This is a genomic window from Eggerthia catenaformis OT 569 = DSM 20559, from assembly GCF_000340375.1.
GTDB classification, from domain to species: Bacteria; Bacillota_I; Bacilli_A; order Erysipelotrichales; family Coprobacillaceae; genus Eggerthia; species Eggerthia catenaformis.
Window position 1 is genome coordinate 1 of the sequence record NZ_KB446651.1, and the last position, 25,338, is coordinate 25,338.

22 protein-coding genes are annotated in these 25,338 nt (G+C 34.4%); 16 read left to right on the plus strand and 6 right to left on the minus strand.

The features are described 5' to 3' along the window. Positions 1-4,905 (plus strand): helicase-related protein (locus tag HMPREF9943_RS09225; protein ID WP_004802602.1); only part of this gene is annotated, 4,905 nt, incomplete at its 5' end. 24 nt (positions 4,906-4,929) lie between these two features. Next, on the plus strand, positions 4,930-5,607 hold the full coding sequence (locus HMPREF9943_RS09230; protein ID WP_004832508.1) for a hypothetical protein: 678 nt from the start codon (positions 4,930-4,932) through the stop codon (positions 5,605-5,607). Between the two features lie 67 nt (positions 5,608-5,674). Here HMPREF9943_RS09230 and HMPREF9943_RS09235 read toward each other — a convergent pair whose 3' ends face one another. Together HMPREF9943_RS09235 and HMPREF9943_RS09240 are read right to left on the minus strand one after the other, a co-directional pair. After that, positions 5,675-7,006 (minus strand): relaxase/mobilization nuclease domain-containing protein, encoded by a 1,332-nt coding sequence (locus HMPREF9943_RS09235; RefSeq protein ID WP_004802606.1) that lies wholly within the window; start codon positions 7,004-7,006, stop codon positions 5,675-5,677. Positions 7,007-7,008: 2 nt separating this feature from the next. Next, positions 7,009-7,365, minus strand: a complete 357-nt coding sequence (locus tag HMPREF9943_RS09240; RefSeq protein ID WP_004804315.1) for a plasmid mobilization protein — start codon at positions 7,363-7,365, stop codon at positions 7,009-7,011. A 367-nt stretch (positions 7,366-7,732) separates the two neighbouring features. Between HMPREF9943_RS09240 and HMPREF9943_RS09245 the strand changes: the two genes are divergently transcribed. Genes HMPREF9943_RS09245 through HMPREF9943_RS09255 form a run of 3 tightly spaced genes read left to right on the plus strand, consistent with a single transcriptional unit; the run spans position 7,733 to position 9,583 of the window. Continuing rightward, on the plus strand, positions 7,733-8,113 hold the full coding sequence (locus tag HMPREF9943_RS09245; protein ID WP_004804317.1) for a GntR family transcriptional regulator: 381 nt from the start codon (positions 7,733-7,735) through the stop codon (positions 8,111-8,113). Beyond that, complete coding sequence (locus HMPREF9943_RS09250) at positions 8,106-8,954, plus strand: ABC transporter ATP-binding protein (protein WP_004804320.1); 849 nt, start codon at positions 8,106-8,108, stop codon at positions 8,952-8,954. Before HMPREF9943_RS09245 ends, HMPREF9943_RS09250 begins: the two co-directional genes overlap by 8 nt. After that, positions 8,954-9,583, plus strand: coding sequence for an ABC-2 transporter permease (locus HMPREF9943_RS09255; RefSeq protein WP_004804321.1), 630 nt, complete (start codon positions 8,954-8,956; stop codon positions 9,581-9,583). The genes HMPREF9943_RS09250 and HMPREF9943_RS09255 overlap by 1 nt, the downstream gene beginning before the upstream one ends. Positions 9,584-9,992: 409 nt before the next feature. Here the strand turns inward: HMPREF9943_RS09255 and HMPREF9943_RS09260 are convergent, their stop codons facing one another. Then, positions 9,993-11,204, minus strand: a complete 1,212-nt coding sequence (locus HMPREF9943_RS09260) for an IS110 family RNA-guided transposase (protein WP_004804324.1) — start codon at positions 11,202-11,204, stop codon at positions 9,993-9,995. 292 nt (positions 11,205-11,496) lie between these two features. Between HMPREF9943_RS09260 and HMPREF9943_RS09265 the strand changes: the two genes are divergently transcribed. The 11 genes from HMPREF9943_RS09265 (at position 11,497) to HMPREF9943_RS09315 (ending at position 23,326) form a co-directional block, all read left to right on the plus strand. Beyond that, positions 11,497-11,706 (plus strand): hypothetical protein, encoded by a 210-nt coding sequence (locus tag HMPREF9943_RS09265; protein ID WP_004804325.1) that lies wholly within the window; start codon positions 11,497-11,499, stop codon positions 11,704-11,706. Between the two features lie 62 nt (positions 11,707-11,768). Then, positions 11,769-12,407, plus strand: a complete 639-nt coding sequence (locus HMPREF9943_RS09270) for a TetR/AcrR family transcriptional regulator (RefSeq protein WP_004804327.1) — start codon at positions 11,769-11,771, stop codon at positions 12,405-12,407. A gap of 129 nt (positions 12,408-12,536) precedes the next feature. Further along, positions 12,537-13,133, plus strand: a complete 597-nt coding sequence (locus HMPREF9943_RS09275; RefSeq protein WP_004804330.1) for an MptD family putative ECF transporter S component — start codon at positions 12,537-12,539, stop codon at positions 13,131-13,133. Continuing rightward, positions 13,075-13,836, plus strand: a complete 762-nt coding sequence (locus tag HMPREF9943_RS09280; RefSeq protein ID WP_241431589.1) for an energy-coupling factor transporter transmembrane component T family protein — start codon at positions 13,075-13,077, stop codon at positions 13,834-13,836. Before HMPREF9943_RS09275 ends, HMPREF9943_RS09280 begins: the two co-directional genes overlap by 59 nt. Next, entirely contained in the window at positions 13,821-15,290 is a 1,470-nt protein-coding gene (locus HMPREF9943_RS09285) for an ABC transporter ATP-binding protein (RefSeq protein ID WP_004804334.1), read from the plus strand. The genes HMPREF9943_RS09280 and HMPREF9943_RS09285 overlap by 16 nt, the downstream gene beginning before the upstream one ends. Then, on the plus strand, positions 15,280-17,070 hold the full coding sequence (locus tag HMPREF9943_RS09290; RefSeq protein ID WP_004804337.1) for an ABC transporter ATP-binding protein: 1,791 nt from the start codon (positions 15,280-15,282) through the stop codon (positions 17,068-17,070). Before HMPREF9943_RS09285 ends, HMPREF9943_RS09290 begins: the two co-directional genes overlap by 11 nt. Next, positions 17,063-18,808 (plus strand): ABC transporter ATP-binding protein, encoded by a 1,746-nt coding sequence (locus HMPREF9943_RS09295; RefSeq protein ID WP_004804340.1) that lies wholly within the window; start codon positions 17,063-17,065, stop codon positions 18,806-18,808. The genes HMPREF9943_RS09290 and HMPREF9943_RS09295 overlap by 8 nt, the downstream gene beginning before the upstream one ends. 31 nt (positions 18,809-18,839) lie before the next feature. Beyond that, on the plus strand, positions 18,840-20,186 hold the full coding sequence (locus tag HMPREF9943_RS09300) for an MATE family efflux transporter (protein WP_004804341.1): 1,347 nt from the start codon (positions 18,840-18,842) through the stop codon (positions 20,184-20,186). Positions 20,187-20,505: 319 nt separating this feature from the next. Continuing rightward, entirely contained in the window at positions 20,506-20,928 is a 423-nt protein-coding gene (locus HMPREF9943_RS09305; RefSeq protein WP_004804343.1) for a sigma factor-like helix-turn-helix DNA-binding protein, read from the plus strand. Positions 20,929-21,419: 491 nt separating this feature from the next. Beyond that, positions 21,420-21,587: a hypothetical protein gene (locus tag HMPREF9943_RS10200; protein ID WP_004804344.1), complete on the plus strand. Its 168-nt coding sequence runs from the start codon at positions 21,420-21,422 to the stop codon at positions 21,585-21,587. Positions 21,588-21,670: 83 nt separating this feature from the next. Next, the gene (locus tag HMPREF9943_RS09315) at positions 21,671-23,326 is read left to right on the plus strand and encodes a recombinase family protein (protein ID WP_004804347.1); all 1,656 of its coding nucleotides are present in this window, start codon (positions 21,671-21,673) and stop codon (positions 23,324-23,326) included. On the opposite strand, the gene HMPREF9943_RS09320 is transcribed toward HMPREF9943_RS09315, so the two are convergent. The 3 genes from HMPREF9943_RS09320 to ispD all read right to left on the minus strand — a co-directional run bounded on the left by HMPREF9943_RS09320 (position 23,271) and on the right by ispD (position 25,319). Then, entirely contained in the window at positions 23,271-23,675 is a 405-nt protein-coding gene (locus HMPREF9943_RS09320; protein ID WP_004804348.1) for a family 1 glycosylhydrolase, read from the minus strand. The genes HMPREF9943_RS09315 and HMPREF9943_RS09320 overlap by 56 nt on opposite strands. A gap of 117 nt (positions 23,676-23,792) precedes the next feature. Next, on the minus strand, positions 23,793-24,668 hold the full coding sequence (locus tag HMPREF9943_RS09325) for a methionyl aminopeptidase (RefSeq protein ID WP_004804351.1): 876 nt from the start codon (positions 24,666-24,668) through the stop codon (positions 23,793-23,795). Between the two features lie 15 nt (positions 24,669-24,683). Continuing rightward, positions 24,684-25,319 carry a 2-C-methyl-D-erythritol 4-phosphate cytidylyltransferase gene (gene ispD / locus HMPREF9943_RS09330; RefSeq protein ID WP_004804352.1) on the minus strand — a complete coding sequence of 212 codons (636 nt, stop codon included), beginning with the start codon at positions 25,317-25,319 and terminating at the stop codon, positions 24,684-24,686. Positions 25,320-25,338: the final 19 nt, after the last annotated feature.

The window sequence follows — 25,338 nt, forward strand, 5'->3', positions numbered from 1 at the left end:
AAGGTAAATGACAGGGAGTATAACAAAAACAACTTCCTTATCCACGACTATTTCTTTGCTAAGTCCATTGATAAGGTTCGTAACGGCGGCATTATCGCCTTTATCACATCAAGTGGAACAATGGATAAAAAAGATGAAAGCGTAAGAAGGTATCTTGCAGCAAGAGCCGAGTTTTTAGGGGCAATCAGACTTCCGAACGACACCTTTAAGGGTGTGGCCGGAACAGAAGTAACTTCAGATATTATCTTCCTAAAGAAAAGGGACAGTATCAGAGAAAGGGATGAGGACTGGATTCACCTTGCTGAAGATGAAAAGGGGTTTGTATATAATAAATACTTTGTCGATCATCCTGAACAGGTACTCGGCACAATGCGTGAAGTTTCAGGAAGATTTGGAAACACACTTGCGTGCCTGCCGAAAGAAAATGCCGACTTAAAAGAGCTTCTGACAAAAGCAAGTGAAGAAATATCCAAAGGATCAACTTATGAAGAAATAGAGCTTTTAGATGATGAAATTACTTCAGTTCCTGCAACGGATGATGTCAAAAACTTTTCCTATACCGTTATTGATGGTGAAGTCTATTACAGAGAAAACTCACTTTTCGTAAAGAAAGAAGTAACGGAGAAAAATAAGGAAAAGATTAAGGACTATCTTGAACTGAATACTGCCCTTAAAGATGTTATCTACAAGCAGAAAGAGGACTATTCCGATGATGAGGTAAAGAAAGCTCAAGAAAAGCTCAATGAAGTCTATGACAACTTTTCAAAGAAGCATGGCTTTATAAATAATTTAAGCAATACCAGAGCCTTAAAAGAGGATAGCAATTTCCCACTTGTTTCCTCCATAGAAATCCTTGATGAAGAAGAAAATTTTAAGGCAAAGGGCGATATTTTCAGTAAGAGAACCATCACAAAGGCAAAGATAATCGACCATGTAGATACTTCTCTTGAAGCTCTTGTGCTATCTATGTCTGAAAAAGGTTATGTGGACTTTGACTATATGGGAAGTCTTACAGGAAAAGACAGACCAACGTTGATAGAAGAATTAAGGGGAGAAATCTACTTAAATATTAGAGAAGAACAAAACTTTTATAGACCGTTATCCTTTAACCTCGAAGATGGGGATTTACCTTTTGCCTGTGCAAATGGCAGCAATTCATATAAATATGGTTATGTAACAAAAGACGAGTACCTATCAGGAAATATCAGAGATAAGATTGCGATTGTTGACAGTTATCTATCAAAAATTAGACAAACAGAAAGAGAACTACCTCATCTTGGATATGCGGAAGATGGCAAAGAAAAAGAACTGATAAGCTATGAGATGAACCGATTGGAATACCAAAAGGCAGAGCTTACCAAAGTTTTACCAAAGGAGCTTGAAGCAAGTGAGATAAATGTTCGTCTTGGAGCAACTTGGATACCGATAAAAGATATTGAAAAGTTTATCTTTGAAACACTGAAAACTCCGGGCTGGGCAAGATGGGATATTAAGGTTAAATTTTCAAATCTCACAAGCGAATGGAATATTGAGGGAAAAAGCAAGGACAGAGGAAATGACCTTGCTGAAATGACCTACGGTACATCAAGGGTAAATGCCTATAAGCTGATTGAAGATGCCCTAAATTTAAAAGAAACAAAGGTATTTGACCAGATTGTAAATTCGGACGGCTCAAAAACTTCTGTGCTAAATAAAAAAGAAACGCTTCTTGCAGGACAGAAGCAGGAGCTTCTAAAAGAAGAATTTAAGAATTGGATATTTAGTGATCAGGAAAGAAGAAACAGGCTTGTAAAGCTATATAATGAGCGTTTTAACTCCATCCGTAACAGAGAATATGACGGAAGTAACCTTTCTTTTGAGGGAATGACCACAGAAATTGATTTAAGATCTCATCAAAGAAATGCTATTGCAAGAAGTCTGTACGGAGGAAATACGCTGCTTGCCCATGTAGTGGGAAGTGGTAAGACTTTTGAAATGGTAGCTTCCGCAATGGAAAGTAAAAGACTTGGAATGTGCAGTAAATCTCTTTTTGTCGTTCCGAATCACTTGACAGGGCAAATCGGCAGAGAGTTTATGCAGCTATATCCGTCAGCTAATATTATGGTGGCAGATAAGAAAGATTTTGAGCCGAAAAACAGAAAAAGATTTATCGGTAAAATTGCCACAGGAGAGTATGATGCCGTTGTCATCGGGCATACGCAGTTTGAAAAAATTCCTATGAGTAAGGAATATCAGGAGAAACATATTCAGGATCAGATTGATGAAATCATTAACTATGTGGAGGAATATAAGCATGATAGAAATCAGAACTTTACAGTAAAACAGCTTGAAAAGACCAAGAAGAAACTTGAAACAAGACTTGAAAAATTAAATGATGATTTTAAGAAAGATGATGTTATTACCTTTGAAGAACTCGGCGTAGATAAGCTATTTATCGACGAAGCACACAATTACAAAAATCTCTATCTCTACACAAAAATGAGGAATGTAGCAGGTATCGGTCAAAGTGAAGCATTTAAGTCCTCCGATATGTTTATGAAGTGTAGATATATGGATGAAATGACAAATGGTAAAGGGATAGTTTTTGCTACAGGAACGCCTGTAAGTAACTCTATGACAGAGCTTTATACCATGCAGCGTTATCTTCAGTATGAAAACCTAAAGAAAAATCACTTGGAGCATTTTGACTCTTGGGCTTCTACTTTTGGAGAAACGCAGTCTGCTTTTGAGCTTTCTCCGGAGGGAACGGGGTATAGAGTTAAGACAAGATTTTCAAAGTTTTATAATCTGCCTGAGCTAATGAGTATGTTTAAAGAAGTGGCTGACATTCAAACAGCGGATATGCTCAATCTTCCAACACCTGAAGCACACTATGAAGTTATTAAGACTTTGCCAAGTGAAGAACAAAAGGAAATCCTAAAGAGCCTATCTGAAAGAGCTGATGATGTCAGAAACAAAGCGGTAGAGCCTGATGAGGATAATATGCTGAAAATCACCAATGACGGTAAGAAACTTGCCTTAGACCAGCGTTTAATCAATCCTCTACTACCCGATAATCCTGACAGCAAGGTCAATGTCTGCGTGAAAAATGTGTTTGCCATTTGGGATAAGACTAAAGATGATAGGTCAACACAGCTTCTATTTTCCGATATGTCCACACCGAAAGGCGATGGAGAGTTTAATATCTATGATGATATTAGAGAAAAACTTGTTGCAATGGGAATTCCGAAACAAGAAATAGCCTTTATTCACGAAGCGAACTCAGACAAGCAGAAAGATGAACTCTTTGCAAAAGTGCGTAAGGGAGAAATTCGTATCCTCATGGGATCAACACAAAAAATGGGCGCAGGTACGAATGTGCAAAACAAGCTAATTGCACTTCATGATTTGGACGTGCCTTGGCGTCCTGCTGATTTAGAGCAGAGAGCAGGAAGAATTGTAAGACAGGGAAATGAAAATAAAGAGGTTAATATCTATCGTTATGTAACGGAGAATACCTTTGATGCGTACCTTTGGCAGACCATAGAAAATAAGCAGAAATTCATTTCACAGATTATGACTTCAAAAACTCCCGTTCGTGTTGCGGAAGATGTGGACGAAAGCTCCCTTAACTACGCTGAGATAAAGGCTCTTGCAACAGGTGATCCAAAAATCAAGGAAAAGATGGATCTGGATAATGAAGTTACAAAACTTAAAATGCTGGAAGCAAACTTCAAGTCCAATCGTTACAGGTTAGAGGATAAGGTCGCAAAAAACTATCCGGAAGAAATCGCAAGGACGGAAAAACTCATTGAAGCTGTAAAGAAAGATATGGCAAATGTAGAACCTAAAGCAGAGGGTGAGGAAAAGTTTACTTCGATTACCATAAAAGACGAGAGAATATTTGATAAAAAGATTGCAGGAGAAAAGCTACTTGAAGCTATCAAGACCGTAAAAATCAATGAAAGTAAGATGATAGGCAAGTATAGAAATATGGATTTAGAGGTCAGTTATAACTTCTTTACCAATGAGCATAATTTCAGCTTAAATGGTGCTGCAAAGCATTCAGGAGAGCTTGGCACAAGTGCAGACGGTAATATCATAAGACTGGATAATGCCATTGAGAAAATGCCTGAGAAATTAAATAGACTTGAAGAAAAACTTATCAGCACAAAGGAACAACTGGAAAATGCCAAAGAAGAATTAAAAAAGCCTTTTGAAAAAGCCGATGAGCTGAAAGGTAAGGTATTAAGACTTGCAGAACTGAATAAGCTCCTTGATATGGGAGAAGTGGAAGAAAAGAGAAATGATAATCCGCTTATAGAAGATATAAAAAGAGCAATCATTGACTTCTGTAATAGAGAGTACGAAGAAAATCATAGCTATGATGAATTTAATACCTTGTACCCTGATTTGAAGCATATAGGCATCGCCTATACCAATACACCCGATGAAAGGCATGGTATTCAGTATGAACTGAATTTAGAGGATAAGACATGGACTCAGTATATTGATGACACGCCAATCAAAACAGAGAGCTTTGATTACGAAAATAAGAGAGAAAAAGAAGCTCTAAAGAATATGAAAAATGAAATAGAAATGTCCTCTTTTAGTGATTTAGTTTATGTTGATTCCGAAGATTTAAGAGCAGCAATGGGACTCGATATTGATGATGAAGGAAACTTCTATGATCCACTTGCAAAAGACCTCGATAATGACGGTATTCCGGATAGATATGATAATGACTTTAAGGACAGTGATTATTTTGAGTCAACCTATGATGTGGAGGACAATTTTCATATCAAAGAAGAAAACACACAAAAATCAGAGGATAAGCCGTCTATTTTAGATCAGATAAGAGCCTATCAAAATGAAAGTAAAACAGAAGAAAAGCAAAAAACAAAAGAACAGGAAATTTTAAGATAAGGGGAGGGCAATCTCCCTTTTGCCATGAAAGGAGATAAAAACATGGATTACAAAGCAATGAGAAATCAAATAGAAGATATGGTAAATGATAACCACAAGGACTTTGTAAAGGCGATTATAAGCATGGAAAAAGGCATCAATGATGAAAGTGCTTTGGACAAGCTATATGACGCTTATATGGACAATGACACCGTTAATTTGCTACATGAGGAATTTGACTATATGATTGAAGAATTAAGAGAACAGGGGCAGATAAAAGACCTGCCTTATGTACAGACAGAAAAAGATAACCTTGTCAATATCGTTGGAAATATTGTAGGAAAGGTCGATATAGTTGAAAGGGAGAATAAGAACGGAGAAACCTTTAAGGTGGCGAATTTCTCCGTTGTTTCAAAAAATGATGAAGGAGATAAAGTATATCATAATTGCTCTGCATACGGAGAAAAGAGTGATATTCCAAAGGACTTTAAGCAGGGAGATTTTGTTAAGCTTTTTGGACAAATCAGAACTTCTGTTGATGACAACGGTAAAGAACATACCAACATCAGGGTACTTTCTTCAAAACTGTTAAAGGCAAAAGAACAGATGAAAGGGCAAGAAGAAAAGAAAGAGTCTGTACTTGGAGCTATCAAAAAATATCAGGCTGAAGATAAGGAAAAGCCTAAAGAAAAGAAAGAAACATCAAAAGAAGCTGAGAGATAAACTTATGGTCGGTGTGGTCTTGGGACTGCACCGACTCTTTTTTATTTGCGAAAAAAGGAGATAAAGATTATCTCTCCATCTCCTTATCCATATAAATTCCGTAATTTTTTCGTATCTTATAAAGCTCGTCCATAGTGGATTTTGAGGAAGAATACTCTTGCATAAGGCTATTCTTTTTTTCTTGTAATTTATCAAACTCAGCTAAAATATCCTTTGAATTTGGGAGCTTGGAATAAGATTTTTTAAGCTCTGAGAGAGCATTTTCATATAGGGTAATCTGAGCTTTATATTCTTCAAAAAATGCCTTGTCAGACGGATTAGCAGTATATTCCTTGTAGCACGCTCTGTATTTTTTAACGGTATGAACTTGCTCCATAGTGGTGGAAAGCTTCTGCATTTCCTTATCAATAGCCTTGATTTTCTCTTGTATATTTTGCCTTTCATCTGCTGCTTTTTGAATATACTCGTCAAGCTGTTTAACGGATTTAATGCCATGTTCTCTGATATAAATAACAGACTCAGCCATTGTATGAAGGTTATGTTTGGTTGCCCAATATTCGTAGCCTTTGCTTTCCTTTACCTTTGCATTGGAGTTCATGTCAATAACATTGCCGATGCGTTTTTTGACGGCGGGAGTCTTGATAAACTCTCTTTTTGCAATTCGTTCTTTTAATCTTTCTTCGGTATAATCTTCTCCGATTGTTTTAGTCCTTGTAAATCTTGCCTTATTTTTTGGCTTAAAAGCAATGTGCTTACCGTATTTGATTTCATAGCCAAGATCAGCCATCTTCTTTAAAAATTCTTCCCAATCCTTAGACTGTTTTATCAAACGATCAATGTCAAATTGAAGTTTACTTTTCCAAGAAGTACCTTTCTTAGATTGCTCATTTTCATACCATGACTTACCCTTTGTTTTGTACTTTCTCTTATAGCTCTCGTAGAACTCATCAATCACAGATAGGTTGTTTTCTTTGCATAGCTTGTCGCTCTGATAACGGATTTGATGATAGCTTTTCTTATTAGACTGGTAGCATCTACCCGTTACCATATTTACATTGTTGAATATGATGTGATTATGAATATGTCCTTTGTCTATGTGAGTAGATAAGACAAATTCATACTCATTTTTTAATATCTTTTTACACAGCTCCATGCCAATCTGGTGTGCTATTTCAGGCGTAGTTTCTCCCGGTAAAAAGGATTGAATAAGATGCCTTGCAAGAACATTTCCCTTTGTTCCTGCATCATTTCGTGTCCTTAAAAATTGTGTATGGGCAGTTTCCTGATGGCATTTATGAGTGCTGACTAAAATCTGCTCATCTGTTTTATCTCCATTTACAATGTAGTCGATAGCAAGATTAAGAGTCGATTTTATTGGGTGTATTTTTGTAATAGCCATTATTATTCACCTTCCGTTTCAGATGTTCTCTTCAGAAGTAGTGAATGAATTTGCCACAGCTCTTTTGAGAAATGTTCAATCTCTTTTTTTATATCACCTATGTCCTCTTTGTAGATTACACCTGTCGAATTTACTCGCTTTGCAATCTGATTGATGTTGTTTGTAGCGTTGGAAAGTAATCCTTGTAAATCTCGAAAAGGCTTTAAATCTACTTGATATATTTCCTTTTCTAAAACGCATTTGCGGATAAAATGACTCATATTTCTGCACTTTGCAAGTTTCCTTTTCTCTTCAAAAAGAGCTTTTTCTTCTTCGGTTAATTTAATTTCAAGTCGTTCATTTCGTATCCTATTTGCCATAGGTAATTCCTCCTTTATATGTATTTCGGGGTCTTAGGGTTCTCCCTAACAAGCTAAAAATTGATAAAAAAAGAAGCAGATCCCAAAGGGCTGCTTCATCAATTTTTCCGTAAGTGTCCGTACACTTACTGTGCTTGCTACAAAAGAACGATTAAGATAGCAAGCATTAAGCTAATTTAAAATCTATGATTTAATTATACCAGATAAGAGTGATAATGTCAGCATAAAAAAATTTTGGAGTTGCAAAAGAAAAGTAATCATTTTTAAACATGATCGCTTCTACTGATTTTTAAATATTGAACTTATATAACTGTTATGGCATAATAGAAACAGATAGAACAGAAATAACAGTCGGAGGATATGGAAGATGAATATACAGATTAATAATTCAAGTGATGATCCGATTTATTTGCAGATAAAAAATCAAATAAAGGCACAGATTATTTCGGGAGAATTAAAGGTTGGGGAGCAATTGCCATCTATTAGATTTTTAGCTAAAGAACTTCGAGTGAGTATGATTACTGCTAAAAGAGCTTTTGATGAACTGGAACTTGATGGTTTCATTAATTCAGTGCAAGGAAAAGGTAATTTTGTTGCGGCTCAGAATAGAGAACTTATTCGTGAAGAATATTTAAAGCGAATTGAATCAAAGCTGCAAGAGGTTGTTGAGCTTTCAGAAATTGTAGGTGTATCCAATGATGAATTGGTACAGATGCTTAGGAGTTATGTGGAGGGGAAATATGAGTAATTATGCTATTGAAATTAAAAACTTGGTTAAAAAGTTTGATGGCTTTACATTAGGGCCGATAGATTTGTCTATTCCTAAAGGGACTATCGTCGGATACATTGGTCAAAACGGAGCAGGTAAAAGTACAACAATAAAATTGTTATTAGGATTGCTTAAAATAGATTCAGGAGAAATTAAAATTTTAGGTTATGATAATCCTAACAGTATTGAGTTGAAAGATAAACTTGGAGTTGTGTTCGATGAGTTATTAGTGCCGGAAGAGATGACACTTGTTGATTTGGAAAAATTTTGTTCAAGGGTCTATTCAAAGTGGGATAGAGAATTTTTCTATCAACTAAAAAAGAAATTTAATTTATCTGAAAAACAGACTATTAAAAATTATTCTCGTGGAATGAGAATGAAATTATCTATGGCAGTAGCTTTATCTCATAATGCTGAAATTCTTATATTGGATGAAGCTACAAGTGGATTGGATCCAATTGTAAGGGAGGAAATTTTAGATTTGCTTCTTGACTTTATGCAAGAAGAAAATCACACAATTCTAATCTCTTCACATATTTTATCGGATTTAGAGAAGGTGGCAGACTATATCGCTTTTATCAATGATGGTAAGGTTCTTTTTGTGGAAACAAAGGATGAACTAAAGGAAAACTATGGTATCTGTACTTTATCTAATGAAGAAGTTAAAAATCTTGATGAAGAAGCCATTATTGGAAGAAGGGTACACTCATTTGGACAAGAGCTGCTTGTTAAAAGAAATCTTATTCCGGATGGAATAACATTACAAAAACCGTCTATCGAAGATATTATGATTTATTTTGTGAAAGGAGATAAAAGGTAATGACTGCATTGATATTAAAAGATATAGCTACTTTAAAAAAGACGCTGCTATTGACGATTACTATTTGTATTGCACTCGCTGTGTATGGGATATATGAAAATGCGATTTTTATGATTCCACTTATATGTGCAATGATACCGTTAATTTTAACTGCTATCGCTTTTGGCTATGATACGAAATCGAAGTTTGAACAATTCGCCTTTTCGATGCCTATTAAAAAAAGCAGCTTTGTATTAAGTAAATTGTTTTTTGCGTTTGTATTTGGGTTAGTTGGTTCAGTATGTTTATTTGTTCTATTTGTAGTTAAAAATGAGATGTCGATAGATAACATCGTATGTATCTCACTGATTACATTAGTTGCAAGTGTTTTAATGTCAGCGATTCAACTACCGTTTATCCTAAAATACGGTGCTGAAAAGGGCAGGCTGATTATGGTGATAACCTACTTTGCAATATTTGCTCTATCTACTTTTTTAAAAGAAAAATCAGATTTACTTGCGAATATGGTGGAGCTTTTCAGTAAGTATTCAATGGTAATGATTTTTATTGGAATAGTCTTGGTAGGACTTGTTATTATAGGGATTGCCATAAAAATATCTATTTCAATTATGGATAAAAAAGAATATTAGAGAAAATTAGGATGGATTACAAAAGAATTTAGCAGGAGTGAATTATAAAAGATATAAGGAGTGGATGGGAAAATGCAAAAAAACATTTATTGCATTATAAAGATTGATAAGATTATGAATAACCCTTTTTCTTATATTGCATTCTACAATATCTCATCCTTATGCATATTCCGTTGAACAATTAAAAACATTTCTTAGAAGAAAGTATTTCTTTCATTTTAGAGGACTTCTTATGCTTAGATGCAGGAGTCCTCCTTTTTTGCCTGAAAACAAGCAGACAAAAAAGCCTGCAAATAAAAAGTCAAGGCTAAACTAATGAACATTGAAAATTTTATACAGGTTGAAAAAGAAGGCACCAAAATAAGACCATCACAACCAGTGCCAGTCTAAAGAAGGATATTAACTTTGACTAATTAGACTCTGGCAGAGTGGCAAGATACTCTTTCACTCGACCATAATAAATCCTAAGAAACTTGTTTGCGCCAGCGGTCATATAGACATAATAAGGCTTGCCTTGTGCACGTTTCTTATCTAAGAATTGATAGACGGGATCGTCTTGTGGCATGGTTTTAATAAGTACATCCATTACCTGAAAAAGAGTTTTTCTTAAATTAGACGAACCTCTTTTAGAAGTGGGAACACTACGCTGTTCATATGTGCCGGATTCATTTACACCGGGGTCTACACCTGCAAATGCTGTGATGGCTCCTTTGTGCGTAAATCTGCTCACATCACCAATTTCAGCCATAAGTTGAGGACCTAAAGACGGACCAACACCTTTCATATTCATAACAATTGAATATTCCGGGAGCTTTGAAGCTGTTTCGTTCATTAGGGCACGCAACTCTTCGACAGTTGCTGATGCATTATTAAGCTGCTCTACAGCTTGTTTGATTATTAGCTTGGTTATTTCATCTTTAGGAAGTACGGGAACAAATTCCTTTGCTTTTCCGTAGATTTCTTCAGCTTTTGACTGACTGAAGTTGTACTTCTTGCGTTTACACCATTTTTGATAATGGCAGGTAAATGCATAGAGAGACATTTTACGAACACAATCTACATGCCAGTAGGTTGCTGCAAAATCAACCCATTTCTGACTCCCGTCACTTCGGGCGGGACTATCGAAGTATGCATTCAAACCAGGATAAGTCTGATCAAGGATGCCGATAAGGTTGTTTTTCATAGCTGTTTTGTGTTTCATGTAAAAACCAAACTGACGATTCATAGTTTTAAGTTGAATTCTTAATTCATCCATAACACTATACTGTTTTAGGTTTTGCCATTTGTCAAGTGCATAGCGAGCAATCTTAACAGAATCAGCTTTGTCTGACTTGACTTTACGAAGAGAATCATTGTCAAAGTCTTTAATAAGTTTGGGATTAATAGCACTAACAAAGAGATTTGCTGCTGAAAGCTCATGCGCAAGAGCTTCGTAATAGCGTCCTGTATGTTCCATAACAATGCGGGATTCACCATCAACAGAATGGATAAGTTCAATTAGTGAATTAATGTCACTAGATGTGTGTTTGATTTCAAAAGGTGATACTACAATCTCGCCAAAAGGTCTCATGATTGCGACCATACTTTTACCTTTAGAAACATCAATACCTACTGCATTCATAATTTGTCACTCCTTAAAAAATATTGCAATGGATAAGCACCAGTTTTACTCATTGCCTATTCTATCTACTGTGGTGTGACACGAACGTGCCAAGGCAGTTCAACCTGCATAAAACGAACGCTGCAAATGAGGAGCTGGTTATCAGTCTTTTTTGCGGACACTAAGTCCAAGAAAGGAAGCCGACATACCGATTGCTCCACCATTATACAGCTAAGCAACAAGATGGATAATTCCTTACTGGTTGTAAGGGATATTAACCATAAATATATTGTAGTAGAATGGAGGAAACTTTATGGCAAAAGAGTATTACCTTTATGTCAGAGGACAAAAGGTGAAAGTCAGTGAAGATATTTATAAAGTCTACTGGCAGGAAAAAGAACACGAAAAGTATTTAGAGCAGGTGGACAAGAAAAACCACTTGCTCTTTTTTTCATCATTGGATCATGACGGACACTTTGTAGATAATATTGTTGATGAAAGTGTTGATGTAGAATGTTCTTGAAATTTGAGATGGCAGGTAGTATAATATAACTAAGTTATATTTGGAGAAAGGAGGAGTAAATCGTGGCTAATGGTGATTACGAAGCAACTCATAAAAAAATATTGGATTGTGGAAAGAATATTTTTAAAACACAAGGATTTGAAAAAGCTAATTTAAGAGCAATCTGCAAAGCGGCGGGTGTAACTACTGGTGCTTTTTATGGTCATTTTGAAGATAAGGAAGCTCTTTTCACCGAATTAGTAGAGCCAATCGTGAATCAGATACAAAGTTCTTATGCCATGTATGAAGATGAGAGTTTTGATGTTTATAAAAGAGAAAATCATATAAAGAAAGAAACTATTTCCAAGATTTTGGAATCAAAAGCACAAGGTGCTATTAAAATGGTTCTATATTTCTTTGAACATAAAGATGCATTTGAATTACTGGTCTTTGGTTCTTATGGAACAAAATTTAACAACTTTTTAGACGGAATTATTGAGAAAGAAGATAAAAATCACTTTGAAATTTTAAGTATGATATACGGAGCGGATCATGTAAATAATGTGATAACTAATAGAGGAATTCATCTAATCAACCATGCGTACTTTTATGCATTATCGGAAGTAGCAGTTCATTCTAAAAGTAAAGAAGAAGTGAAATTGAATGCAACTTTGATTTCGGAGTTCTTTAATGAGGGATGGAAAAAGATACGAGGAATATAGACAAATTTTTTCGCCCGAAACATAACTTAGTTATATTTCGAGATCTCAGAAGAATAAAAATAAAACCGGATATTGTTTCTGTATGAAAATAGAAATATATCGAATTGAAAAAACAAGGAGGACAAAATTATGAATTTAAAAGGTATTGTAAAAATAGCAGTATTTTCTGTTATTGGGTTTGTATTAACAATGGGATTAGGTTTTTTGACGGGATCGTTTGGAATGCTTCCAAGTTTGTATTTATCATCAGCCCTGCCAACAATTATTGTAGCACCGGTTTTTGTTATTATGTGTAAGCAGGTCGGGCAAAGAGGTACAGCATTTTTATACTTCCTATTGATGGGTGTTTTCTATGTTCTCATGGGAATGTGGCCAGTAATTGCTGTTTGTGCTATTGCAGGACTTTTAGCAGAACTTGTAATTGGTAAAAAGGAAAATTATGAGAATAAGAATATGAAGATTGGGGCTGCGTTTGGAGCAGGTATGTTCATATATTCCTTACATGCTATGTATTTTACGTTTGTATTTGGTGTAGAAGGACTTACAAAGCAATTTCCAAAGATGTTTACAACCGATTACGCAACATTCCTTTACAATTTTTACACACCTAAAAATATCTTGATTTGTTTATTGATTGCAATTGTGGCTTCAGTTATAGGTGCCTATTTTGGAACATATATTTACAATAAATTTTTTAGTGATAGGAAGAAAAAAAGTGTTTTGTAGAGATGAAAAAAATAATATAAACAAATACCAACTATCAGACAAAATCAACCCACTTACTATAGTTGGGTTGATTTTACTGTTTTCAGTTATTTTAACAGTAGGAGAACAATGGCAATACTTAATTTCACTTATTTTTGTTTTAGGACTATTATTCTTATTTTCAATTAAAAAAGCATTTAGAACGATATGTTCATTGCTTATAGTATGTGGACTTATTTATTTGCTGAAACCTCATTTAGGAAATGTTTTGATTGGTTCTATATATACAATGCTACTTATAGTGTTGAAGTTTGCTCCACTTTTCATCTTGGGAAGAGTTCTGTCTTCATATAGCTCTTCGCATCTAATTGCTGCATTTAGAAAAATTGGAATTGATGGTGGAATAGGTATAGGAATCACAGTATTTTTTCGTTTTATTCCGGAAATCTCTATTAGGATGAAGGAAATAAATAATGGTATGAAAATTAGAGGATTTAAAGCAAGCATTTTCAAACCAATTAGAACATTTGAATTATATTTTGTTCCTCTTATGTATAAGTGCATAGACATAAGTGATACCTTAACTTGTTCAATTATATCAAAAGGAATTGAATACGATGGGGAAAAAACAAGTTTTCATGAGGTGAAAATTACATTTATTGATATCTCAATGATAGTAGGAGGGGTGATTTTGTTGGGGGCGAGTTTATGGAAAATATTTTAGAGGCAGAAATAAGGCGCTTTCATTATGGAGAGGATTTGATATTAAAAGATTTAAAAATGTCTGTAAAAAAAGGCGAAATTGTAGTCTTAACAGGTCTTTCCGGATGCGGAAAAACGACACTTTTAAGACTGCTAAACGGACTTATTCCATCCTTTTATGATGGTGATTTTGACGGAGAAATCAAGATTTTAGGGAAAGATATAACGGCATATAAAAAGGGAGAGTTAGCTAAATATATTGGCAATGTATTTCAAAATCCTAAAGATCAATTTTTTTGTGATGTGGTTGAAGATGAAATTGCTTTAGTTGGTGAAAATTTAGGGTTAGAGAAAAAAAACTTAAGAGAAAAAGTTGACGAAGCAATGCAGTTACTTGAAATAGAGTATCTAAGAAAAAAGTCTATCTTCGAGTTATCAGGAGGGGAAAGGCAAAAGGTAGCTATAGCTGGAACTCTTATCTATGATACGGATATTATTTTTTTTGATGAGCCATCAAGCAGTCTTGATTACGATAGTATAAAACATTTCAGTGAAATACTTCTCAGATTGAAGGCGATGGGAAAGACAATAATTATAGCGGAACATAGGCTCTATTATTTAAAAGAGATTTTTAGCAGATTGATTTATATAAAAAACGGTACAATATGTGAAATTTTTCCGAATGGTAGTCTTAGTAATGATAAATGTAAGGAACTTGAGTTAAGAACACTTAATGAAAGAGAATTGATATCAGAAAAAGAACCCATTGTAGCTAAAGGATATATCAAAGTAAATAAAGCCTGCATTCATCAAGGCAAAAGAACTTTGATAGAAGAATTAACATTTGAGCTTGGAAAGAGCGAAATAATGGGAGTGATTGGTTCTAATGGTATTGGAAAAAGTACCTTAGCAAAAGCATTATGTGGATTATCTGAAAAATATTTAGATGTCAGCTATGGACAGAAACAAAGAGAAAGGCTTAAAAATTCATATTGCGTGTTACAAGATGTAGATGCTCAGATTTTTTTAGACACAGTAGAAAATGAATTGATATTTTGTAAAGATAAAAACTCGGAAAGTGATTTAGAAAAAATACGAGAATATCTAAAAGATACAGAACTGTGGCATAAAAAAACCAATCATCCGCAGAAATTATCCGGTGGACAAAAACAACGATTGGCGATTATTACTTCGTTTTTATCCGGTCGTAAGTTGATAATTCTGGATGAACCAACATCAGGTCTTGATTATAAAAGTATGAAAATTATGTCCGATTTAATGACGGAAAAAGCAAAGGAGATTCCAATTATAATAATTACTCATGACTTAGAGTTGTTATTTAAAACCTGTCATTCCGTCTTAATGCTCGGCGATAAGGATTATAAAAAAATATCTGTAATGGGAAATGAAACGTTGATTATGGATTTTATGGATAAAAAAGGAAATTTATTGAAGGAGAAAAACTATGTTAAATAAGGTTTTTGAATATGCAGGTTCGCATAAAAAATCAATTCACTTAGCAAGTTTTATTATGCTTATTAGTGTAATTATGGGTGTGCTACCCTTTCTATTTGCATATCAGATTATCAATCCACTTATTTTAGGTGAGCAATTAGAATTTGAAAGACTTGCTATTTTATTGATCAGTATTTTAGTTTGTTTAGTGTTGCAAGCTGTCTTAGGAGGTTTAGGTCTTAATGTATCCCATAAAGCAGCATACAACACGCTACTTGGACTTCGAACATCCTTACAGAAAAAAATGGGAGATCTGCCATTGGGTGTTGTTGAAGAAAAAGGGACTGGTACAATCAAAAAAATGTTCGTGGATGATATTGGCAGTTTAGAAGTGCTTTTAGCTCATTCACTTCCTGAAGGAATAGCGAACCTAATTGTACCTATTATGGTTTATATTTCAATGTTTTTTATTGACTGGAGATTAGCGTTAATGTCATTAGCTTCTATTCCGATTAGCATTCTTGCAATGATGATTATGTACTCTGTAGGTATGAAGCAAATGGGACCATATTATATGGCAAGTGGAAAAATGAACAATACCATTATTGAGTATGTAAACGGTATGGAAGTTGTAAAAGTATTTAATAAGCAAACAGAGTCTTATGAACGCCTTTCTAAAGATATAAGTAATTACAGAGATTATGCACTTGCTTGGTATAAGACGGCATGGCCATGGATGGCGTTATATAGTGCTTTACTTCCATGCACGATTATTTTAACATTGCCTCTTGGTGGTTATTTTGTGTATATGGGCTATGCAAGTCTTTCTAACTTAATATTAGTGTTATGTCTTTCTTTAAGTATAGGATTGCCACTCTTGAAAGCTCTTGGATTTTTACCAACTATGCCACAATTAAATTATAAGATTTCTGCTTTAGAACAAGCCTTAAATATGGCTCCTTTAAAGCAGGGAGAAAATGATTTTAAGGGAACAGGACAGACTATTTTATATGATAATGTTACCTTTGGCTATCAGCTAAACAAGATGGGAGAAAATGGACAGCCCGAAACCTATATTAAGAATGTTATTCATAATGTAAGTTTTACGGCAAGAGTTGGTGAAAAGACAGCGATTGTCGGTGAATCAGGTTCAGGAAAAAGCACTTTAGCTAAACTTTTAATTCACTACTATGATGTTTTAGATGGAAGCATAAGTATTGGAGGACAAGACTTACGAGATATAAGATTGGAATCTCTCAATAAGCAAATTTCTTATGTAGCACAAGACCAATATTTATTTAATACTTCGCTTTTAGAGAATATTCGTATTGGTAATTTAGCTGCAAGCGATGATGAGGTTATTGAAGCAGCTAAAAAAGCTCAGTGTATGGAATTCTTAAATAGACTTCCGGATGGTATTTATTCTTTAGCAGGGGAAGCAGGAAAAATGCTTTCAGGTGGAGAAAGACAAAGAATATCGTTAGCGAGAGCTATTTTGAAGAATGCTCCGATTGTTGTACTTGATGAGGCAACAGCCTATGCAGATCCTGAAAATGAAGAAAAAATGGAAGCAGCTATTCGTGAACTTGTAAAAGGGAAAACCTTAATTGTTATTGCACACAAGTTACCATCTATTGTAGATGCAGATCAGATATTAGTTATGGATCATGGTCATTTAGTTGCAAATGGAAAGCATAAATACTTATTAGAATCTTCAGCAGAATATCGCAAATTATGGGATGCGACACTATTTAGTAAAGATTGGAAAATCAGCAGAAAGGAAGGTGAAATGAATGTTTAGACTAATTTCAAGAATTTTAAATTTATCAGGTAAATACAAAAACAGAATAAAGTCCGCATTTATATTTGCCTTTGTTGAATCTATATTAAGTAAAATGCCGATATTTATTGCATTTACCGTTTTGATTGGATTTTATGAAAAAAGGAATACGTCCCAAACTTTTCTATATGTAGGAATAGGACTTGTTTTAGTGGTTTTATTACAAGCTGTGGTTCACTTCTTAAGCGATAAATTACAAAGTGCAGCCGGCTTTATGATTTTTGCTGATAAAAGAATGGAGCTTGGGAATCATCTTAGAAAGCTTCCGATGGGATATTTTACAGCAGGTAATTTAGGAAAAATAAATTCTGTTTTAAGTTCGGACATGGCTTTTATTGAAGAAGTTTCCATGAGTACGATTGCCAATATGATGAGCTATGTATTATCAACACTTGTACTAACAGTATTCATGTTTGTTTTAGATTACAGAATTGGACTGATTGCGGTGTGTGTAACACTGGTTGCAACATTGCTTGCAAATAGCATGAATAAAATGTCTTTATCTGAAGCAGTTATTAGACAAGAACAAAGTGAAAAACTCACCGATGCAGTTTTGTCATTTGCTGAGGGGATCAGTGTTATTAAAAGTTACAACCTTTTAGGCGAAAATTCTAAATCTCTTACAGATAATTTTATATCCTCAAAGGACACATCTATAAAATTTGAAAATAAAATAACACCATGGACAACTGGTTTAAATATTATTTATGGAATTGGGATTACATTTATTTTAGCAGTGGCTTTATATCTTAATCATCAAGGAACTTTGGGACTTCCATATATGTTGGGGCTTATTTTGTTTGTGTTTGACTTATTCAGCCCTTTAAAAACACTTTATGGTGAAGCGACAAGGCTTACTGTAATGAACGCTGCATTGGATCGTATTGAAGAAGTGTTAAATGAAACTGAACTGCAAGATGTGGGCAAAAAACATATTTCAAAATCTGATACCTCAGAACCTGAAATTTGTTTTAATCATGTTAAATTTTCTTATGGTGAAAAAGAGGTCTTGCATGATATGAGTTTCAAAATGAATAAGAATACAATGACGGCTTTAGTTGGACAGTCCGGGGGAGGTAAATCCACAGTAGCAAATCTTTTGACAAGATTTTGGGATGTAGACTCCGGTGAAATTTTGATTAGAGGAGTGAATATAAAGGATGTTTCACTATCTGAATTGATGTCGGAAATCAGTATGGTTTTCCAGAGAGTTTATTTATTTCAAGATACGATTTTTAACAATATTGCCATGGGGAAAGAAAATGCAACGAAAGAAGAAGTTATAGAAGCAGCCAAGAAAGCAAGATGCTATGATTTTATTATGGCACTTCCTGATGGATTTGACACAATGATTGGAGAGGGAGGAGCAACTTTATCCGGTGGTGAAAAACAAAGAATTTCTATTGCCCGTTGCATGTTAAAAGATGCTCCTATTGTAATTCTTGACGAGGCAACAGCAAGTGTTGATGTGGACAATGAAAGCTATATACAGGAAGCAATCAGTGAATTAGTAAAGAATAAAACATTATTAGTTATCGCCCATAGATTAAATACTATTAGAGATGCCGACAATATTATTGTAATCAAGGAAGGTAATATTGCAGAACAAGGAACCCATAATGAGCTAATTGCTTTAAATGGGATTTATAAAAATATGGTAGAGCTGCAAAATAAAAATAATGGCGTAAAAATACTGTAAGAATATATTTATTATAAATGGAGATAAGTACTTGAAACAGGATATAAAAGAACAACTACTAACCAAAAGACCGATAGACTTACTCTTTCAGCTATCAGTTCCAGCAGTTATAGGAATGATAGTCATCGGTCTATATCCCTTGATGGACGGAATATTTGCTGGAAAAATTATAGGACAAACAGCAATGACTGCCTGCGGCGTTGCGATGCCACTCACCTTTTTTAACAGCGGGATTTCAACCCTACTCGGTGTAGGCTCCGCTTCTGTTTTATCAAGAGCAATTGGAAAAGGGGATCAGAAAACAGTAGATAAAATTATGGGGAACTTAATCTTTTGGGTGATTTTGTTCTCTGCTATCATTACAATCGGAGGAATCCTCCTCGCACCGCATTTTTTAGATATGGTCGGTGCGACAGGTGAAATTAAAGCCTATGGTATCAGATACCTTAGAGTGATTTTTATCGGTTCTCTATTTGTGAACTTTACACAGTCTGCCAACATGGTAATGCGTGGCGAAGGACTGATGAAAAAAGCCATGCTGATTATGGGATTTGGTGCTTTGCTTAATATCATACTTGATCCGATACTAATGATCGTTATGGGAGAATACGCCATTGAAGGTGCTGCCCTTGCAACGATCACAGCCCAATTTGTTCAAGCTGCTGTAACACTACATTATTTCTTGAAAAAGAGTAAGGTCGTTAAAATTCATAAGATACAATCTGATGCGGAAATTAAAAAAGAAATGTTTTCTGTCGGTTCATCCGCCATGATGATGCAGCTCCTATTTATGATACAACAAACAATGCTTTATAAAATGGCATTTAAGTATGGTGGAGATACGAACGGAATTTTGATGGCGGCATCACTCCGTGTATATGCCTTTTCATTTATTCCTCTTTGGGGAATGAGTCAAGGCTTACAACCTGTTGTCGGAACAAACTTTGGAGCAAAGCAATATGATAGAGTAAGGCAGGCTATGAAAGTATTTTCTGTTGGAGGGCTTATCCTTGCAGCAATTTTTTGGATTCCATCTTTACTGTTTTCAAGTCAGATCCTTTCCTTGTTCGGTGTAGAAGCAGGCATTATTGCACAGGGAGTAGGAAACTTCAGATTGTTCTATTCTGTATTTATCTTGTACGGAGTAATGGTGATGACTATTACATTCTTCCAATCAATCGGAAACGGAAAGAAAGCCGGAACTATTGTTATGCTTAGACAGTTATTCTTATTTGTTCCTGCAATGATCTTTTTACCAATGGTATTTGGAATAAAAGCGGTATGGTTCACACAACCACTGGTGGATTTCATTATGATTACTGTTGGAATACTTATGATGCTTAGTGAACTTAATAAAATGGGAAAAGACAAAGCGTAAATGCAAGAACATTTGATATAAAAGCGAAAATAATCAAAAGAGGCTGTAGGTATGGATGCTATTTATCTATAATGAACGGAGGGAAAGGGAGATGAACAAGTGTATAAGTTACCTTGTAGAATTGAAATGGAATAAAAACACTCCTTTTTTCTATAATCCTTGTAGTTGTCTGTGATTACGCATACTTTCTTAAACAATTAAATATAATTAGTGTAAAGATACATTTCTTTCATTGTGTAGGACTTCTTATGCCCAGATGCAGAAGTCCTCCTTTTTTTGTCTGAAAAACGAACAGTCAGAAGAAATGGAGGACTTCAAAATGAAAAAAGAGAAAAAAGAATTTTATCTATATGTAAACGGACAAAAGGTAAAAGTCAGTGAAGATATTTACAAAGTCTACTGGCGAGAAAGAGAACATGAAAAGTATTTAGAGCAGGTGGACAGAAAAAACCACTTGCTCTTTTTTTCGTCCTTGGATCAGGATGGACATTTTGCAGAAACACTTGTTGATGAAAGCGTTGATGTCGAAAAGATTGTCGAAACACAGATGATGATTGAAGCGGTCAGAAACGCTATATCCAAGCTCAATGCAGAAGAAAGAGATATTATTGAACGCTTGTATTTCAATGATGAAACTTTATCAAGTGTTGCAAGAGATAAGGGAGTAACTTATCAGACTATACAATGGCGAAAGGATAGAATTTTAAGAAAGCTCAAAGAGATTTTAGAAAAATTATTGTAGAAAATACTCTGTATGTGAGGGCGGATTTTCCTTTATAAAGTGAAGGGAGATCTGTCCTCTTTAATTTTTTAGAAGATAGGAAATGAAATTCAAGATATTTAAAGGGAATTCTCTCTTATAGCCATTAGGCAGTTGTTCTTTGACAATTGAATAGACCAAGACGGGACTTTTAATTACTTAGTGAGCGTAAGGAATTTACGCCATGACTTTTCTGCTGAAGAAATTCGGTTTAAATGAATACTGTCAAAGACAAGGATATAAGGAAACGAGCGATAAATAAATTCTCTTAAAGCAAAGAACGGGATAACTTTGTGAGCGTTGACCTAAGTAATGATAATGATACTTCTTTAGTGAAAGCCGGCTCATCTTAACAGGGGCGGTGGTGAGATTCCAATGTTGCTAATCCTAAGCACCCGTTAATGTCATAAAACTTAGTTAAATGAGAAAGCTATAGATTGATTATATAAGAGTTTGAAGAAAGGGGGATGTATGTGGATAATGACTGGAATGGACTGGCTGATTTGTTTGCAAATCTGATTACAAAGTATGCTGGTGTTTTAGATTTGGATAATCTGCCAGATCCAATGCCAGTAGATAATAACATTGAAAATGAAGATATTTTTGACATGGCAAAAACACAGATTGAGAAAAAGAAATAAAAGTGCTATAATATACTTGATATATAAGTCCAAACTTTTTGGGGAAATATAAAGATATAGAGAAATATATTGAGGTTAATGCTATGTCAAAAGAAAAAATAAAAGTATACCTCTACACAAGAGTATCTACATCAATACAGATAGATGGTTATTCTTTAGAGGCACAAAAATCAAGGATGAAGGCTTTCGCTCTTTATAATGATTATGAAATTGTTGGAGAATATGAAGATGCGGGCAAGTCTGGAAAATCTATTGAGGGAAGAATACAGTTTACTCGCATGATGGAAGATATAAAATCCGGAAAGGATGGAGTATCTTTTGTTCTTGTGTTTAAGCTATCAAGATTTGCAAGAAATGCTGCTGATGTTTTATCAACTCTACAAACAATGCAAGATTTTGGAGTCAATTTAATTTGTGTTGAGGATGGGATTGATTCATCCAAAGATGCAGGCAAATTGATGATTTCAGTTTTATCAGCTGTGGCTGAAATTGAAAGAGAAAACATTCGTGTTCAAACAATGGAAGGTCGCATTCAAAAGGCAAGAGAGGGAAAATGGAACGGAGGGTTTGCCCCGTATGGGTATCAGCTTGTCGATGGAAAACTGTTTATCAATGAAGAAGAAGCTGTAGCTATAAGAACTATTTTCAATCAATATGTTAACACAACCATTGGAGCGAATGGACTTTCTAAATACCTAGAAAATCATGGAATAAGAAAAATTCCAAGACAGAATGGGAAAAATCCATTATTTGATGCGGGTCTTATAAGAAAGATATTAAAGAATCCGGTATATAACGGGAAGATAGCCTTTGGAAGAAGAACTTTAGAAAAAGTTCATGGTACAAGAAATGAATATAAGCAAGTTGAACAAGATGAATATTTAATAGCTGAAGGTATTCATGAAGCAATAATTTCTGATGAGTTGTGGCAGGCTGCTCAGGTTAAGTTAAAATCTCAAGCAAAGAAATATGAGCATGTGAACAAGGGAAAAGATGTTAGAACTCATTTGTTATCAGGAATTGTAAAATGCCCGATATGTGGAGTGGGAATGTTTGGAAACAAGTGTATCAAGAAAAAGAAAGATGGTACAAAGTATAAAGATTTTTATTACTATGGCTGTAAACATAGGCAGATGATAAGAGGTCATAAGTGTACTTTCAGTAAGCAGATCAGAGAAGAATTGTTAGATGATGCAGTTGCTGAAGTAATTATAAAGATAGTAAGCAATCCCAAATTTGCTTCTATGATGCAAGAAAAAATCAACATGAAGGTGGATACCTCTGAAATAGAAAAAGAAATAGATAATTATCAAAAAGAACTGCGAAAAAGCCATTCCACAAAATTTAAGCTAATTGAGGAAATAGATAATTTAGATGTTGATGATAGGCACTATAAGCGAAGAAAACAGGACTTAGATGATAGACTCTATCGTATGTATGACAAAATTGAAGAATTAGAGTCGCTGTTAATTGATGCGAAAGCAAAGAAACAAACTATTGAAGCTGAAAAACTTACAGGAGACAATATATATAAGGTTCTGATTTATTTTGATAAACTCTACAATGTAATGAATGATGTAGAGCGTAGGCAGTTAATTACATCATTGATTTCTGAAATTCAAATTTACGAAGAAAAGCAACCGAATGGACAATGGCTAAAATCAATTACTTTTAAACTTCCTATCATTGATGAAGATTTAAATATAAGTTTGGACAATGATGAGCAAGTTGAAACATAGTTACTAATGGTTCAATATGATATTTTAAACATGTATCAATAACCTTGTTGTAATGGTCAATTCCTTCCTGATTTATTTTACCGGTACCTTCAGGCAATAATCTAGTCCATGCGATTGAAAAACGATATGTCTTAAATCCCATTTCAGCCATTAATGCAATATCTTCCTCATATCTATGATAATGATCTGCACAGATATCTAATGAAGCTGTCCCTTCCGGTAATTCTTTAACATCCTGACAAGATGGTCCTTTACCATAAGATAAATTAGCTCCTTCTACCTGATAGGCTGATGTTGATGCTCCCCATAGAAAATCTTTTGGAAATTTTTTTAAATTCTTATCTAACATACTTTCTCTCCTTATTAGTATTTTCTTTAATTATACATAAATAATATCCCGGTTATAATTATTTTCAAAACTTGATGTTTTTTTATTTCCTTGGAAATAAAAAACGGGAAATCCCGTTTAATAACTGAGTATTTCACAGCCATCTTCAGTAACAACAAGCTGTACTTCCCATTGAGCTGATTTTTCCCCATCTTCAGTGTAAATAGTCCAGCCATTATCAGCATCCTGATAGATTTTATCTTTACCTATATTGACCATTGGTTCAATAGTAAAACACATCCCGGGAACCATTAAAACACCCGTATTTGGTTTAGATACAAAGCTGACAAATGGATCTTCATGAAATTCTATACCACATCCATGACCGCCAATTTCTCTAACTACACTATAACCATGATCTTTACAATATTTATGAACAGCTGCACCTACATTTCCTAATGGTGTCCAAGGCTTAACAGCCTTAATACCTTCTTCAATAGATTCTTTTGTTACTCTTACTAAATCCTGGTCTTCCTTTGAAACATTACCAATCATAAACATACGTGAGGAGTCTGAATAATAGCCTTTATAAATAGTAGAACAGTCTACATTAATAATATCACCATCTTTAAGAATAATATCCTTATCCGGTATTCCATGACAGACTTCATCATTAATAGATGTACAGACACTCTTTGGAAAGCCTTCATAATTAAGAGGAGCCGGTATACCGCCCATATCAGTTGTTACCTTATAAACAATATCATCAATATCCTGAGTGCTCATGCCTGCTTTAATCTGTCTTCCAACTTCATCCAGACAGGCAATATTAATTTTCGCACTTTCTTTAATGCCTTCAATATCTTTATCTGTCTTGATCATCTTATGACTGGGAATCTTAAATCCTTTATTTTTATATTCCTCCAATTTTTCATCAAAATCGATATGACAATTCTTATATTTCTTTCCGCTGCCACACCAGCATTTATCATTTCTGCCTAATTTCTTTTCCATATTACTTCCTTCTTTCTATTCTAAATCTTCTACCGTAGTAATCTTCTTATTAGAATAATCACCTTTTACCACATAAATATCATAGCCTAAAAGCTCAACAGCACTTGCATCATCAGTTAATTGTAAATGATGATCCATTACATATTGATAAGCTTTTTTAATGACGGATGTCTTAAATCCTTGAGGTGTCTGAGCATTCCATAATTCATTACGATCAAGTGTTTCAATAACTTTTCCATCAACAACTCTTTTAATTGTATCAATAGAAGGTACCATTACCAAACAAGAATCATGAAATATCAGACATTCCAGAATATCATCAATAACTTTCTTTTTTAAAAAACATCTCGCTCCATCATGAATTAAGACATAATCATTCACTGTTTCTTGCAGTCCATTAAAAACAGAATTTTGTCTTTCTTTTCCTCCCGATACAAAAATGATCCTCTGATCATTATTTAAACTTCTGAAACTTTCTCTTTCTTCATCCTTACACACTACAATAATCTGTGTACATCTTTGATCATTGATAAACATGGAGATCATCTTCTGATAGACTGTCTTATCTTCTATTTGATAGAACATTTTATTATAAGATAAACCTGTTCTTTTACCACTTCCGGCACATAATAATATAGCACTATAATTCATTTTTATCACCAGTTCTATT